The sequence below is a fragment of the Marinobacter sp. BW6 genome, from assembly GCF_008107725.1.
Lineage (GTDB): Bacteria > Pseudomonadota > Gammaproteobacteria > Pseudomonadales > Oleiphilaceae > Marinobacter.
Window position 1 is genome coordinate 491,946 of the sequence record NZ_VIRN01000061.1, and the last position, 15,202, is coordinate 507,147.

Here is a 15,202-nt window from a genome sequence, read left to right on the forward strand (position 1 = left end):
TGAAAAGCCCGACGTGAAAACGCCGGGCTTTTTCAGTTTCTGGGGACGACCCCACCCTTCCCGGGCAGTGAACGCGGGACGACCCGCCTTCGTACTACGTCTGCTATGAGATCAACCAAAGACAGAGTTCGCCAGGCCATCTCTTTCGAGCTGATCGGCCTCCCGCTTTCCGTTCCCCTCGCTGCGGTGACTTTCGGCTTCGATATGGGAAGAACCGGAGTCCTTGGTGTGGTTGGCGCCACCATCGCGACTATCTGGAATTACCTGTTCAACCTGGGGTTCGATCACGGACTCAAACACTTTACCGGTTCAACCCGAAAATCCCTGCGGATTCGCTTCCTCCATGCGGCGAGCTTCGAGCTGGGCCTGATGCTGATTTTCCTGCCGATCATTGCCTGGTGGATGGGCATCGGTTTGCTGGAAGCGCTGATCGTGGATGTGGCGTTCGTGGTGTTCTATCTGGTGTATGCGTTCGTATTCACCTGGTGTTACGACACCCTATTTCCTGACACCGACGCCAAGAAAACCAACGTCACTTAAACAAACTTTGACAATATTGAGACCAGGAGTCGGATAGGATAGGCACTTCTCCTGGATGCGTTTTAAGGCTGTATCGCATTATGAAATCTCACCACGCACTCACGGTGTTCCTGGCCGTTGTTCTGGTACCTATTGCCCTCGGATTCGCTGGCGCGAGTATCAAGGCGGCGGTCCTGTCAATCGGCGTGTTCTGGGTTTGCATCGGGATATTCTTTTACCCATCCATCAGTGACTATCTCAGGGCCGAAAAGAGACAGCGCAACGATTAGCGCCGGATACTCCTCGCCTCCATCAGTTTCGCTTTCTGCCAGGTTCGGACGATCCTCTCACGACAAACTCTGTGGCATACTCACGGGCTGAACCCACAAAGAACAACACACCAGCAAGGACCGTTGACATGAAACCGGAAACCCTCGCGCTGCACGCAGGCTTTAAAAGCGATCCCACTACCCGGGCGGCAACCACGCCGATTTACCAGACCACGTCCTATACCTTCGACGACACCCAGCACGGTGCCGATCTGTTCGATCTGAAGGTTCAGGGCAACATATACACCCGCATCATGAACCCAACCAACGCGGTTCTGGAAGAGCGGATGGCGGAACTGGAAGGCGGCGTCGGCGCCCTGGCCGTGGCATCAGGCATGGCGGCTATTACCTACGCCCTGCAGACTATCTGCAAGGTAGGCAACAACATAGTAAGCACAAGCCAACTGTACGGCGGCACCTACAACCTGTTCGCCCACTCGCTGCCAAACCAGGGCATCGAGTGCAAAATGGTGCGTCATGATGATTTTGATGCCGTGGAAAAGGCCATTGACGCCAATACCCGCGCCCTCTTTTGCGAGTCCATCGGCAACCCGGCGGGCAATGTGGTCGACATCCAACGCTGGGCCGAGATTGCGCACAAACACGGCATCCCGCTAATGGTGGACAACACGGTTGCCACGCCGTTCCTGTGCCGTCCGATTGAGCACGGCGCCGATATCGTGATCCACTCGCTCACCAAGTACATCGGCGGCCACGGCACCACTGTAGCCGGCGTTGTGGTGGATTCCGGCAAGTTCGACTGGAAGGCCAGCGCCGACAAGTTCCCGATGCTGAACCAGCCGGATCCGTCCTACCACGGCGTGGTCTACACCGAGGCGCTGGGCCCTGCCGCCTTCATTGGCCGTTGCCGCGTAGTACCGCTGCGCAATACCGGTGCCGCCCTGGCGCCGTTCAATGCTTTCCTGATCATGCAGGGTCTGGAAACCCTGGCGCTGCGTATGGAGCGTCATTGCGAGAACGCAGAGAAAGTCGCCAACTTCCTGCAGGACCACCCGTCCGTGGAGTGGGTCAATTATGCGACCCTGGCCAACAGCCCCCACAAAGCCACCTGCGACAAGATTTGCGGCGGCAAAGCCTCCGGCATCCTGAGCTTCGGCATCAAGGGTGGCCGGGAAGCCGGGGCAAAGTTCATTGATGCCCTGGATCTGATCCTGCGTCTGGTCAACATCGGTGACGCCAAGTCCCTGGCCTGTCATCCTGCAACCACGACGCACCGTCAGCTGAACCCTGAGGAACTGAAGAGTGCCGGCGTGAGCGAGGATCTGGTGCGGCTGTCTATCGGCATCGAGCATGTCGACGACATCATTGCCGACATTACCCAGGCCCTGGACAAAGCCCAGGCTTGATGACGGTCAACCGGGTACGACCAATGTCGTGCCCGGTACCCCCGTGATTGCCCCTATCCGTCTTGTAACTCCCCCGCCAGCCCATTACTCTTTAGGGTTCCCCATGCCCGAATCGAGAGTCCGGTTGCAATGAGCGACAGCGCAAAAACCCGCATTACCAGTGGTTCCAAATTCCGCAATGAACATGGCTTCTCAGCCATCAAGGACGGCGTCAAGCGGTCATCAAAGCAGGAAGCCACAACAGCGGAGAAGCCTGAGCGAAAGCCCAAATGGCTGCGGGCCCGCATGCCCGGCGGCGAGCGCTATGAGGCTGTGCGCAAGAACGTCAGTGAGCATCGGTTGAGCACCGTCTGCCAGGAATCCCATTGCCCCAACATCGGTGAGTGCTGGACCGCCGGCACTGCCACCATCATGGTGATGGGCTCTGTATGTACCCGGGCCTGCAAATTCTGCGCGGTAGACACCGGCAATCCGAAAGGCTGGCTGGATCATGAAGAGCCGGAGAACACCGCCAAGTCCGTAGAACTCATGGGCCTTCGCTACATTGTGCTTACCTCGGTAGACCGTGATGACCTCGACGACGGCGGTGCTGCCCACTATGCCGCCTGTGTCTCGGCCATCAAACAACGCACGCCGGAAGTCGCTGTTGAAGCGCTGACGCCGGATTTTGATGCGGTCATGTCGGACGTCGAGAAGGTTGTGGATTCCGGGCTGGATGTCTTCGCCCAGAACGTGGAAACCGTCAAGCGGCTGACCAGTCGGGTCCGTGATCCGCGCGCCGGGTATGAAAAAACCCTGCAGGTTCTGGAGCACGCCAAGAAGCATCGCCCGGATGTGCTCACCAAGACCAGCCTGATGCTGGGCCTGGGTGAAACTGAAGAGGAAATCCTGGAAACCATGGACGACCTCCGAGCCATCGGTGTGGATATTCTGACCCTTGGCCAGTACCTGCGCCCCACCCCGAATCACTTGCCGGTGGAACGCTACGTAACCCCCGAGGAGTTCAACCGCTACCGGGAAATCGGTCTTCAGAAGGGCTTCATGGAAGTGCCATCCGGCCCCATGGTTCGCTCCAGCTACCGGGCCGACAAGGTATTCGATAAAAACAATCTTGGTCTCGCCGTGCCAGAGGTCCCCCAGACCTCCAATGCCATGCAGATTCCGGTGAAGGCCATCGACTGAGAATCTCCATGCTGACACTGCTGCGAAATGCCCGGCTGAAGTACAAATTCTGGTTGCTGAACATTGTCGTTTTTGCAGTTCTCTGCTTGCTCGTTCTCTATGCCATGCACACCATCGCCGGGCAGACCGGCAATACGTTCGATCAGGTCTTCGCCGATACCGCGCCCGGCTTTGCAATGGTGGTGGCGGTACTCATGGCACTTGAAATGGCTGGCTCCCAGCTACTGATCTCGTTTATCGAGCGCCACGTGAACCGTCTGAAAGACACCATGGTCGACGTCCAGGCCTCAGGCAATCTGAGCCAGAGAGCGGTGGTGGATTCCACTGACGAAATCGGTGAAATGGCCAGCGCCTTCAACGCCATGCAGGACCGCACCGTGGGCGTGGTCCGAAGCATGAAGGAAGCCACTGAACGGCTGCACCGGGAAGTCGAGGAGCTGACCTCGGCCGCCGAAGCCCGCCGGGATGACCTGGGCCGCCAACAGCAAGGCGCCGATCGCTCCGCGGAGGTCATCGAAACCATGCTGCAAAGCTTCACCGGCATCGCCGAGCAAGCGGGGATTGCCAAGACCCTGTCCCACGAAGCCAGCGATGCGGCCCGCGACGGCAGCACCCGTGTCGGCCAGAGTGCCGACAGCATCCGCAAGCTTGCCGATGTGGTGCGCAATTCCGCCAGCAGCGTCGAAGCCCTGGCCGAAAACAGCCATGAAATCAGCCACGCCATCACCGAGATCCGGGGCATTGCCGAACAGACCAATTTGCTGGCCCTGAACGCAGCCATCGAGGCGGCCCGGGCTGGCGAACAGGGCCGTGGGTTTGCCGTGGTTGCCGATGAGGTCCGTAAACTGGCCCAACGAGTCCAGGACTCCACCGATCAGATTCAGGGCACCATCGATCGTCTACTCAATGCCATGAACACGGCCGTGAACCAGATGACCGGCAGCTCCGAGGATGCCACACGCTGCGTTGAGGAATCTGAGGAAGGCCGCCGCGCGTTGGAAGCCATTAACGAAGTGGTCAGCCGGATCGATCATACCAACCAGGAAATCGCCAACGTGTCGGCGGACCAGACCGCTGGCACCGACGACGTGCTGGCCAATGTGCAGGGCATTCGCGAAACCACCCAGAACATGGTGACCCAGCTCGCAGAAAGCGCGGAAATGAGCCGCCGCCTGAAAAAGCTGATCGATTCCCTTGAGGAAGCCTCGTCAAAGGTCACGGTTCACTGAGGTTTATGGCACACTCTGCACTCGTTTGAACTGGCAGAGTAGTTGTTCATGAATCGTCTTCACGCCCTGTATGATCGCCTGATTTTTCCGCATCCCTTTATTATCCTCACGGCTTTTGCCCTGTTGCTGGCCCTCGCCGCCATCAAGTTCGGCGAATTCCGTCTGGATGCTTCCGCCGAATCCCTGGTGCTGGAAAACGACCGCTCCCTCGAACAATACCGCCAGGTAAACCGCCGCTTCACCACCTCCGACGATTTCCTGATCGTCACCTACACCCCAGAAGGTGACCTGTTCTCTGAAGATGGCCTGGCAAGACTGGGCGCATTGCGCGACGAACTGCAAAGCCTGAAAGCCGTGGGCTCCACCAACAGCATCCTGAACGTGCCCCTGCTCCACAGCCCGGATCTGACGCTGGATACCGTGGACAGCGAGATCAAGACCCTTGACCAGCACGATGTAGCGCCGGACACCGCCCGCCAGGCGCTGCTGAACAATCCGCTCTACCCGAACCTGCTGATCAGTGAAGACGGACGTACAACCGCGATACAGGTCAACCTGCCCACGCCGGATCGATACTTTGAGCTGCTGAACAAACGAAACGATCTCAGAGACAAGGCCGGCGCCGGCAAAGCCTCCGAGGCCGAGTTGGCTGAACTGGAAAAGGCAAAACAGGAGTTCATCGACTTTACCGAAACCCTCGGGGTCGAGCGCGATGCCACCATCCGAACCGTTCGCTCCATCCTCGACAAGTACCGGGATGGCGCCGACATCCACCTGGGTGGCGTGCCCATGATTGTGGCGGATATGATCCGTTTCATCGAAAACGACCTGTCGACCTTCGGGCTCGGCGTACTTGCGTTTCTGCTGCTCACCCTGGCCGTCATCTTCCGACAATGGCGCTGGGTGCTGGTGCCACTGTTGTGCTGCGGCTTTACGGTCTGGCTGATGATCGGGTTTCTCGGCTGGGCCCAGTGGCCAGTGACGGTCATCTCATCCAACTTCATTTCCCTGCTGCTGATCATGACCCTGTCGCTCACTATCCATTTGATCGTGCGCTACCGGGAGTTCCAGCATGACGAACCGGATGCGGGTCCCAGAGACACCCTGCGCAACACCGTAATGGCCATGATCAAGCCCTGTTTTTACATGGCCATCACCACCATCGTCGCCTTCGGCTCCCTTACCTTCAGCGGCATTCGCCCGGTAATCGACTTCGGCTGGATGATGACCCTGGGCCTGACGGTGGCTTTCCTCATCACCTTTATCGTTTTCCCGGCCCTGCTGACCCTGTTGCCACCGCCCCTGGACAGCCGCGTGACCTCCGACCGGATTCCCTTCACCGATGCCTTTGCCAGGTTCACGGAACACTTCGGCAAGACGGTTCTGGTCGGCTCCGGCGTGATTGCGGTGCTCTGCGTGGTCGGCCTGAGCAAACTGACGGTGGAAAACAGCTTCATCGACTACTTCAAATCCTCCACCGAAATCCATCAGGGCATGATCACCATGGACAACCGCCTGGGCGGTACTACGCCACTGGACGTGGTGATCACCGACGATCCACCGCCGGAAGGCGCCGGCACTGGCGACCCGTTTGCCAGCGACTGCGACCCTTTCGTGGAGGACTGCGGTGCCGGAGAGGAATATCGGGATACCTGGTACACCTACCAGAAAATGGAAGAGCTGGAAGCCGTTCACGAGTACCTGGACGGATTGCCGGAAACCGGCAAGGTGCTGTCCATCAACACCACGCTGGATATCCTGGCCCAAATCAACCAGGGCGCCCCTCTGGATGCCCTGGAGCTGGCGTTTGTGCCGGCTGCCGTCCCAGATGATCTGAAGGACACCCTGCTGACCCCCTACATCTCCGAGGAGCATGACCAGGCCCGCTTCAGCATTCGGATCCTGGAAACCATGCCGGAACTGCGTCGACAGGAGCTGTTAGACCGCATCCACAACCACCTGACCACGGAACTGGGCTACGGCCAGGATCAGGTTCTGTTCGCCGGCATGACCGTGATGTACAACAACATGCTGCAAAGCCTGTTCGATTCCCAGATCAAAACCATTGGCGTGGTCTTCGCTGCCATCATGGTGATGTTCCTGATCCTGTTCCGCTCCCTGAAACTGGCCCTGATCGGTATCGCCCCCAACCTGATCGCAGCAGGCTCGGTGCTCGGCCTGATGGGCTGGCTCGGAATCCCGCTGGATATGATGACCATCACCGTGGCCGCCATCACCGTCGGCATCGCCGTCGATGACACCATCCATTACATTCACCGCTTCAAAACCGAGTTCCAGAAAGACGGCGACTACATCGCCACCATGCACCGCTGCCACCGGAGCATCGGCCAGGCCATGTTCTTTACCTCGCTGACCATCATCTCCGGGTTCTCGATACTGGTGCTGTCCAACTTCATCCCGACCATCTACTTCGGGTTGTTTACGGGGTTTGCCATGTTCATGGCTCTGGTGGGGGCGCTTACGCTGCTTCCCCGGCTCATTGTTCTCGTTAAGCCCTTTGGCTTGGGTGGGGCTTCGGGCTTGGGCTCCTAGCCTTCCGGTTTCGGGGGTGGCTCCACACCCCTGTTCCTCCCGCCAAACCAGCAGGCTACAAAAACAAAAAAGGGCCACACCAAAAGATGCGGCCCTTCTCCAACCCAGCTAAAGGGAAGTCAGGATTACTGCATGCCCTGACCTTGCCCCTGCTGCATCTGTTGTTGCATCTGACGACGCTGCTGCATTTGCTGTTGCATCTGCTGCATACGCTTATCCAGCTCGTCGCGCTGCTCTTGGGTAAACACGCTGTCTACCTTCGCCTGCATCAGGGTGGACAGAGCCGCGATCTCGCCAGTCACTTCGCCAAGCTCCTTGGCTTGCTCGCGAATGGCCGCCTCATCAAAGTCTGATTTGATCTCACCCTGCATCTGCTGCTGCAGTGCACGGGCTTCCTGGCGGAGTTCGCCGATTTCGCCCTGCATCTCGTCGATGATGGCACGGATTTCAGTTTGCTGATCTTCGTTAAGCCCTACCATCTGGGCCAGTTGATCAACTTGATCCGGCTGGCCACCGGATTGCTGGGCCACGGCCGGGACCGAAAGGCTCAGGGCGACCAGCGCAGTACCAAACAGTTTTGCAAGCTTCATAACACTCTCCGTTAATCAGGGTGGCCACAATCGGAATACCACCGACATACATTGATTTCATCGTTCAGGGCCTACACCCTAAAACATACGGATACGGTTTTTCACCCCGACCAGCCCTCTTTTTGTACATACTTCTCAATATCCCGCGCCAGAAGCCGCCACACACGGGGATTCAAACAAATGTGAAAGTTTGGTCATTCCCCTTCATAATGGCGCCGTTTAACCCTATCCGGAGCAGAAACGATGGCCATTAACTGGTTTCCAGGGCATATGCATAAGGCCCGCAAGGAGATCAAACAGGTAATGCCGCAGATGGACCTCATCATCGAAGTGGTGGATGCGCGTATTCCTTTCAGTAGCGAAAACCCGCTGGTGCCGGCTCTCCGTGGCGAAACGCCATTGATCAAAGTGTTGAACAAGCGTGACCTGGCAGATCCGGCAATTACCGAACAGTGGCGAGCCTGGCTCGAGAAGGAGCGCGGGGTACGCGCCATCACTCTCACTCACAACCAGCGCAATGAGGCACTGTCCATCCTCAAGTTGGCCGAGGATATGACACCAGACCACGATCGCCAGAAGAGCGCCTTGCGGGTGATGATCCTCGGCATTCCCAATGTCGGCAAGTCCACCCTGATCAACACCCTGGCAGGGCGCCCTGCAGCCAAAACCGGGAACGAGCCGGCGGTTACCAAGGCCCAGCAGGCCATCAAGCTGCCCAATAACATTCTGCTTTACGACACCCCTGGCTTCCTCTGGCCGAAACTGTCCCCCGAAGCCTGTGGTTACCGTCTGGCGGTTACCGGAGCCATTCGAAGCGCGGTTCTGGATTTCGAGGATGTTGCCATGTTCGAGGCCGAGTACCTGCTAGAGGCCTACCCAGAGCTTGTCCGGGCCCGCTACGGTTTTGAAGAACTGCCGAAAGACGCGCTGGCGCTGATGGACGGTATTGCCGCAAAGCGCAGGTTTTTCGGGCGCGGCGGCATCCCTGACCTGCATAAAGTGTCGGAGGTGCTACTCAACGAATTCCGGGCCGGAACCCTGGGGCGCATCTCCCTGGAGACTCCGGAGATGGTCGAGCGAGAAGCTCGGGAAGCGGCCGCAGCCGAGGCCGAGAAGGCTGCCAGGGAAGAAGTCGACGGTAAAAAGAAGGGCCCCAGGAAAGGCCGGGGCAGCAGTCGCTGATTCGGCTCTAGACTCAATCCGCCCCTCGCCCCTTACCAAGGTCAAATATCGTATCCGGGCCAAAGCGCCTAGACTGTTAAATAACGTTATTGATCGCAAGGTCGGCCATATCGGCCGGTCGGGAAGGAGGAATTTATGAGACGCGTCGTCGTCACCGGCATGGGCATTGTTTCCTGCCTCGGCAATTCACTGGACGAGGTCACCCAGAGCCTGAAAACCGGGAAGTCAGGCATCCGCTTCAACGAAACCTACAAGGAAATGGGTTTTCGCAGCCAGATCGCCGGCTCGGTGGATGTGGACACATCCGTTATCGACCGCAAGATCCGTCGATTCATGGGGCCATCCGCCATGTACAGTTTTCTGTCCATGGAGCAGGCCATTGCCCAGGCGGGGCTGACCGAAGACCTGATCTCCAACGACCGCACCGGCCTGATTGCCGGCTCCGGCGGCGCATCCTGCTCCAGCCAGGTGGAAGCCACCGACATCATGCGAGAGAAAGGCGTGAAGCGCATTGGGCCTTACATGGTTCCCCGCATCATGACCAGCACAGTTTCCGCCTGCCTTGCCACCGCCTACAAGATTCGTGGCGTGAACTACTCCATGTCTTCGGCCTGTGCCACCAGCGCCCACTGCATCGGCCACGCCATGGAGCAGATCCAGGCTGGCAAACAGGACATTGTGTTCGCCGGCGGCGGGGAAGAAGAGGACTGGAGCCTGACCATGATGTTCGATGCCATGGGAGCGCTATCCACCAAGTACAACGATGCCCCTGAAACCGCCTCCCGCCCCTTCGATGCCGGCCGGGACGGTTTCGTGATCGCCGGTGGTGGCGGCATGATGGTACTGGAGGAGCTGGAACACGCCAGGAAACGGGGCGCCAACATCATTGCCGAGCTCACCGGATACGGCGCCACCTCTGACGGCTATGACATGGTCGCCCCCTCAGGCGAAGGGGCCCAGCGCTGTATGAAGCAGGCCATGGCCACTATCCGGGGCAAGATTGACTATATCAACGCCCACGGAACCAGCACCCCGGTTGGCGACGTTGCCGAGATGGGTGCGGTACGGGCCACCTTCGGTTCCGGCATCCCGGCCATTTCCTCAACCAAATCGCTGTCTGGTCATTCGCTGGGCGCTGCCGGTGCTCAGGAGGCCATCTATTCGCTTCTGATGCTGCAGAATGGCTTCATTGCCGGCACCAAGAACCTGGCCAATCCAGACGAAAAAATCAGCGATATTCCTCTTGTAGGCCCTGAAAGTCGGGAAGCATCGCTGAACACCGTGATGTCCAACAGTTTCGGGTTTGGTGGAACCAACGCGTCGCTGGTATTCGAGAAACTCTGAGACAAAGACAAATAAGGGCCCACGGGCCCTTATTTTTTTTCAATATATTCTAAGATCATTCAGCTTGATTATTGGCAAAGACAGTCATCCGTATTAAGGTACATAGTTGACATGGATCAAATCGGACGGATTATCACGTATGGCTCAAGCAATTCCGTTTCGTCAGGCATCTCCTCTCAAAGCGTCCTGCCACCAGTGCAGTCTTAGCAACCTGTGCCTGCCTCTGGCGCTTGAAGAGAATGACCTCGACCGCCTGGAAGACATTGTCCAGCAGGGGCGGATCTTCAACCGCGGCGAGCACATCTTTGACCAGAGCACGCCCTACCGCTCCTGTTTTGCGGTGAAAAGCGGCTCCATCAAGACGTCAATCATTACCGAAAATGGCGAGGAACAGGTGACCGGCTTTTTCATGCCCGGTGAACTGGTGGGCCTGGACAGCATTGGCAGTGAACACTACGCCTGCACGGCCAAGGCTCTGGAACGGACCAGCGTATGCGAGTTTCCGATCGACAAACTGGAGGAACTGACTGGCAAACTGCCAGAACTGCAGCATCACATGTATCACCTGATGAGCCAGGAGATTCAGAACAGCCATCAACTGGCCATGCTACTGAGCAAGAACACCGCTGAAGAGCGCATTGCCGCATTGCTGCTGTCGCTGTCCAGCCGATTCCAGCGCCGCCGGATGTCCCCTACCAACTTCAGCCTGCCCATGGCACGCAATGACATTGCCAACTTTCTAGGGCTTGCTGTCGAAACCGTGAGCCGGGTGTTCACCCGCTTCCAGAATCAGGGAATCATCAAGGCCAGGGGCCGGGAAGTCGAACTTCTGGATATCGAAGCCCTGCAAATGGTCAGCCGGGAATTCTCCCGTCAGTGCAATAACTGAGAAGCTGACTCGGACCCGCCAGTAACCTTACCCGGCGGGTTCACTTGCCATTTCACGGCCATTATTCTGCCTCAGCATGGCCAGTTCATCCACCAGACCCGAGCGCCATGGCATCTGTTTAATACCGAAGGTATTGCGGATTTTGGTGCATATCAGGGTGGTATTAACCGGCTCAAGATGGCCCCACTCCGGCACCTCATCCACCACCCGAATACCTTCGGGAATCCCCGGAAGACCGGCAATTGCGAGCCCCAGCTCGTATAGATTGATTTCCTCGGCACCGGCGTACTGATACGTGCCCCACACCTCGGCCCCGCAATCAAGTTGCAGAACCACCGCCTCAATCACCCGGGCCAGATCCCGAACCGCCAAAGGCTGGCCGCGGCATCGCCCCGGCAATGACAGTAACTCGTCGGCACCGGTACTGGCTTGAACCTTTCGAATAAACCGCGCCAGGCTCCAGCCCGTCCGTAGAATTATGTGCCTCGGTAACAGGGTGCGCAGTGCCTGCTCGCACTCCCATTGCCAGTTGCCCAGCTCATTCACCGGCTGCCCCGGGTTGGAGGTGATGTACCCGCTTTGCTTGCGGCCATCGAATACATAGCAGGAGGATAGCTGGAACAGCGCCATGCCACGATCGCGGGCAAACTCCGCAATGGCCACTGGCAGTGAGAACGCCGCCATGTGGACGCCCTCAGGGTCTTTCTCTGCGACTTCCGGATCGGCCATCCAGAGTGCGTTCACAATCAGGTCGGTATCTTCAGGAATCCAGTTTTCCAACGCATCCAGGTCCGCATTGGAGGGGTCACTGACGAGCAATGGGCTGACGTGCAGGTGTGTTTCCCGCAGGCGCTCCAGCAAGAGCTTCCCCAAAGGGCCGTAATCGTGAACAACAAGTACATGCACGAGGATTCAATGCCTCCGGATATCACTGATGTGACGGTATTTCCGAACCAATCTGGCCAATGGCTTACCCAGTCCGGTCCCTACACTGTGGTGCAGTCTGAATTTAATGCTTCGCTATTTCTTTCAAGAGCATACAACAACAGGAACTCTCATGCTGAAACAACAGAGCCACATTGTGGCGCCGATCCCCGATGAGTTGCGAACCCGAGCCCTGTATACCGTCGGCGAACTGCGCGCACGGGGCAAGGCCGACAAGGAAGCCATCGACAAGCTCTTCAACCTGATCGTGGACATGACCGAGGAAGGTCTGGACTTCTTTTTCCTGGAGCCGCTTCGGCGATTGCATGCCAGTAACATGATGATGGGCATGGCCAAGATGGGCATCAGCAGCATGCTCAAGGGCAGCAAGATGGTCGTGCACAAAGTGCTCAAGAAACTGGACGACCGCAGCCTCGCTGCCATTCTCGACTTTATCGAGGAAATCATTCACGAACCGGAACAGGGCTAGCGAAACGCCCTGCAGTGCTACCGGTATTGCCTTGGCACCCGCCCGGTGATGCCGGTCATAAGCTCATAGGAGATGGTACCAGCGCACGCGGCCACCTCGTCGACACCCACGGTGCGACCCCACAGTTCAACACTGTCGCCTTCCTTTGCATCCGGTGCATTGGTCAGGTCAACGGCCAGCATGTCCATGGAAACCCGACCGATGAGCCGGATTCGCTGACCATTGATGGCGGCGGGCGTGTTGGTTCCGGCATGCCGGGGGTAACCATCACCGTAACCAATCGCCACCATTCCCATCCGGGTGTCGCGGTCGGCAACCCAGCTGGCACCGTAGCCAACCGACTCGCCCGCTGGCACCACACGGGTACTGATCAATGGCGCCTCCAGTGACATCACCGGCTCCAGGCCAAGCTCCGGGCCGGTCTTGCCAACCATTGGCGAACCGCCGTACAACATGATGCCCGGACGACTCCAGTCAAACATGGGCTGGTCTGGATGAAAATGGGCAGCCGAATTGGCAACGCTCTTCATCAACCCCGGAAACGCAGAGGTCGCTTGCTCAAACACCGAGGTTTGCTTCGCTGTCATGGCGCTATCGGGATCGTCGGCACAGGCAAAGTGGGTCACAAAGCCCAGCAGCTCTTGATCAGCGTTCATGGCCTGCAGCCGGCTCATTACCCCAGCCAGCTCGTCCGGATGAAAGCCCAGGCGGTTCATGCCGCTGTTCAGCTTCAGCCAGAACACCGGCGGTGTTTCCAGGCGCTCCAGCCAGGTCAATTGCTGGAAACTGTGAAAAACCGGTTCAAACCCATGCCCGGCGCACTCGTCGATATCAGCTTCGGCGTGCACACCTTGCAACAGGACCACCGGCTGTACGAGCCCTGTTTCCCGAATGGCCCGCGCCTCTTCCAGGCAGGCCACCGCAAACTTTGGCGCCAGGCTGTCCAGAGCTGAGACCACCGGCCCGATACCGTGGCCATAGCCATCGGCTTTAACCACGGCCATCACCTGCGCTCCGCCGGCCCGGCTTCGAGCAGTCTGGAAATTCCGCCGAAGGGCGTCGAGATCAATCCGGGCAACCGTACTGCGGGGCATCAGTACTCCCCGCCATAATCGCTATAGTCGCCGTGAGCCAGATCCTCGAATTTGGTGTACTTGCCGATAAATGCCAGGCGGATCGTGCCTATAGGACCGTTCCGCTGCTTACCAATAATGATCTCGGCAATGCCTTTGTCCGAGGTATCCTCGTTGTAAACCTCATCCCGGTACACGAACATGATGACGTCGGCATCCTGCTCGATGGCACCGGATTCACGCAGATCCGAGTTGACCGGGCGCTTGTTGGGCCGCTGCTCAAGACTCCGGTTGAGCTGGGACAGAGCCACCACCGGGCAGCTCAGCTCTTTGGCAATACCCTTGAGCGACCGGGAGATTTCCGAGATTTCGGCAGTCCGGCCTTCGGTGTTCCCGGGCACTCGCATCAACTGCAGGTAGTCGACCATGATCAGGCCAATCTTGCCGTCGTTTTCCCGGGCAATACGCCGGGCTCGGGAACGCATTTCGGTGGGGCTCAGGCCGGGTGTATCGTCGATATAAAGAGGCTTGTCCTTGAGCAGACTCACCGCCGAAGTCAGCCGGGGCCAGTCGTCCTCTTCGAGCTTGCCGCCGCGGACCTTGGTCTGGTCGATGCGCCCGAGGGAAGAGAGCATACGCATGGCGAGGGCATCCGCTGGCATCTCCATACTGAACACCAGAACCGGCGTGCCGGTGCTGATCAGAGCATTCTCAACAATATTCATGGCGAAGGTCGTCTTACCCATGGAGGGCCGCCCCGCCACAATGATCAGATCCGAGGGCTGCATGCCCGAGGTCTGCTCGTCCAGATCCTTGAAGCCTGTGGTCAAGCCGGTGGTCTGCTCGCCAGACTCAAACAGTTCCTCAATCCGGCTCAGAGTCTTGGCCAGAATGGGATTGATTGCCTGCGGGCCGGAACCTTCCTTGACCCGTGCTTCGGCAATCTGGAAGACGCTGCGTTCGGCTTCGTCCAGAATTTCATTGCTGTTCCGGCCGAGTGGATTAAAAGCCGAATCGGATATCTTGCCGGACACCTCCACCAGCTGTCGAAGAATGGAGCGCTCACGGACAATATCGGCGTAGGCGCGAATGTTGGCGGCACCGGGAGTTTTCTCGGCCAATTCCGCCAGATAGGACAAACCACCGGCATCTTCAATATCGCCGGCCCGCTCGAGGAATTCCGCGAGGGTCACCACATCCAGGGGCTCGCTCTCACTGGCCAGGCGTTCTACGGCACCAAAGATCAGGCGGTGGTCCTGCCGATAGAAATCTGCGGCTGAAATAACCTCGGAGATTTCGTCAAACCGGCGGTTGTCCAGCATCAGGCCGCCCAGCACCGCCTGCTCGGCTTCCACAGAATGGGGAGGAACCTTGATACGACTGGTTTCGAGATCGGTACTCGCGGGCTTCAGATTCGGCTTGGCCATGAACACATCTTCAGTTGGACATCATAACCACGACAGTTTAAGCGACCTGCCGCAGCAATGGGAGAGGGTTACAAGGACTTAACAGCATACCAGAAAGCAACAGG

14 protein-coding genes are annotated in these 15,202 nt (G+C 58.2%); 10 read left to right on the forward strand and 4 right to left on the reverse strand.

Features of this window, described 5'->3' with window-relative positions; translation table 11 throughout:
* Window positions 1-105: 105 nt before the first annotated feature.
* From FMN52_RS07980 to FMN52_RS08005, 6 genes are all read left to right on the forward strand, one after another.
* Window positions 106-540: a PACE efflux transporter gene (locus FMN52_RS07980; RefSeq protein ID WP_148608127.1), complete on the forward strand. Its 435-nt coding sequence runs from the start codon at window positions 106-108 to the stop codon at window positions 538-540.
* 80 nt (window positions 541-620) lie between these two features.
* Window positions 621-809, forward strand: a complete 189-nt coding sequence (locus tag FMN52_RS07985) for a hypothetical protein (RefSeq protein ID WP_240339421.1) — start codon at window positions 621-623, stop codon at window positions 807-809.
* A gap of 128 nt (window positions 810-937) precedes the next feature.
* A complete protein-coding gene (locus FMN52_RS07990) occupies window positions 938-2,215 on the forward strand; it encodes an aminotransferase class I/II-fold pyridoxal phosphate-dependent enzyme (RefSeq protein ID WP_148608269.1) in 1,278 nt (425 codons plus the stop codon).
* A gap of 129 nt (window positions 2,216-2,344) precedes the next feature.
* Window positions 2,345-3,397 carry a lipoyl synthase gene (lipA, locus tag FMN52_RS07995; RefSeq protein WP_148608128.1) on the forward strand — a complete coding sequence of 351 codons (1,053 nt, stop codon included), beginning with the start codon at window positions 2,345-2,347 and terminating at the stop codon, window positions 3,395-3,397.
* 8 nt (window positions 3,398-3,405) lie between these two features.
* Entirely contained in the window at window positions 3,406-4,626 is a 1,221-nt protein-coding gene (locus tag FMN52_RS08000) for a methyl-accepting chemotaxis protein (RefSeq protein WP_148608129.1), read from the forward strand.
* Between the two features lie 48 nt (window positions 4,627-4,674).
* The gene (locus FMN52_RS08005; RefSeq protein ID WP_148608130.1) at window positions 4,675-7,179 is read left to right on the forward strand and encodes an MMPL family transporter; all 2,505 of its coding nucleotides are present in this window, start codon (window positions 4,675-4,677) and stop codon (window positions 7,177-7,179) included.
* 125 nt (window positions 7,180-7,304) lie between these two features.
* Here FMN52_RS08005 and FMN52_RS08010 read toward each other — a convergent pair whose 3' ends face one another.
* Entirely contained in the window at window positions 7,305-7,769 is a 465-nt protein-coding gene (locus tag FMN52_RS08010; protein ID WP_148608131.1) for a Spy/CpxP family protein refolding chaperone, read from the reverse strand.
* A gap of 243 nt (window positions 7,770-8,012) precedes the next feature.
* Here FMN52_RS08010 and ylqF point away from each other — a divergent pair, with 243 nt between their 5' ends.
* From ylqF to fnr, 3 genes are all read left to right on the forward strand, one after another.
* Window positions 8,013-8,951: a ribosome biogenesis GTPase YlqF gene (ylqF, locus tag FMN52_RS08015; RefSeq protein WP_148608132.1), complete on the forward strand. Its 939-nt coding sequence runs from the start codon at window positions 8,013-8,015 to the stop codon at window positions 8,949-8,951.
* 135 nt (window positions 8,952-9,086) lie between these two features.
* A complete protein-coding gene (gene fabB, locus FMN52_RS08020; RefSeq protein WP_148608133.1) occupies window positions 9,087-10,295 on the forward strand; it encodes a beta-ketoacyl-ACP synthase I in 1,209 nt (402 codons plus the stop codon).
* Between the two features lie 139 nt (window positions 10,296-10,434).
* Complete coding sequence (gene fnr, locus FMN52_RS08025; protein WP_148608134.1) at window positions 10,435-11,184, forward strand: fumarate/nitrate reduction transcriptional regulator Fnr; 750 nt, start codon at window positions 10,435-10,437, stop codon at window positions 11,182-11,184.
* A gap of 27 nt (window positions 11,185-11,211) precedes the next feature.
* Here fnr and FMN52_RS08030 read toward each other — a convergent pair whose 3' ends face one another.
* The gene (locus FMN52_RS08030) at window positions 11,212-12,090 is read right to left on the reverse strand and encodes a sugar nucleotide-binding protein (protein ID WP_148608135.1); all 879 of its coding nucleotides are present in this window, start codon (window positions 12,088-12,090) and stop codon (window positions 11,212-11,214) included.
* A 151-nt stretch (window positions 12,091-12,241) separates the two neighbouring features.
* Between FMN52_RS08030 and FMN52_RS08035 the strand changes: the two genes are divergently transcribed.
* Entirely contained in the window at window positions 12,242-12,598 is a 357-nt protein-coding gene (locus tag FMN52_RS08035; RefSeq protein WP_148608136.1) for a hypothetical protein, read from the forward strand.
* Between the two features lie 17 nt (window positions 12,599-12,615).
* Here the strand turns inward: FMN52_RS08035 and alr are convergent, their stop codons facing one another.
* Both alr and dnaB read right to left on the reverse strand, forming a co-directional pair.
* Window positions 12,616-13,692 carry an alanine racemase gene (alr, locus tag FMN52_RS08040; RefSeq protein WP_148608137.1) on the reverse strand — a complete coding sequence of 359 codons (1,077 nt, stop codon included), beginning with the start codon at window positions 13,690-13,692 and terminating at the stop codon, window positions 12,616-12,618.
* The gene (dnaB, locus tag FMN52_RS08045; RefSeq protein WP_148608138.1) at window positions 13,692-15,098 is read right to left on the reverse strand and encodes a replicative DNA helicase; all 1,407 of its coding nucleotides are present in this window, start codon (window positions 15,096-15,098) and stop codon (window positions 13,692-13,694) included. Before dnaB ends, alr begins: the two co-directional genes overlap by 1 nt.
* Window positions 15,099-15,202: the final 104 nt, after the last annotated feature.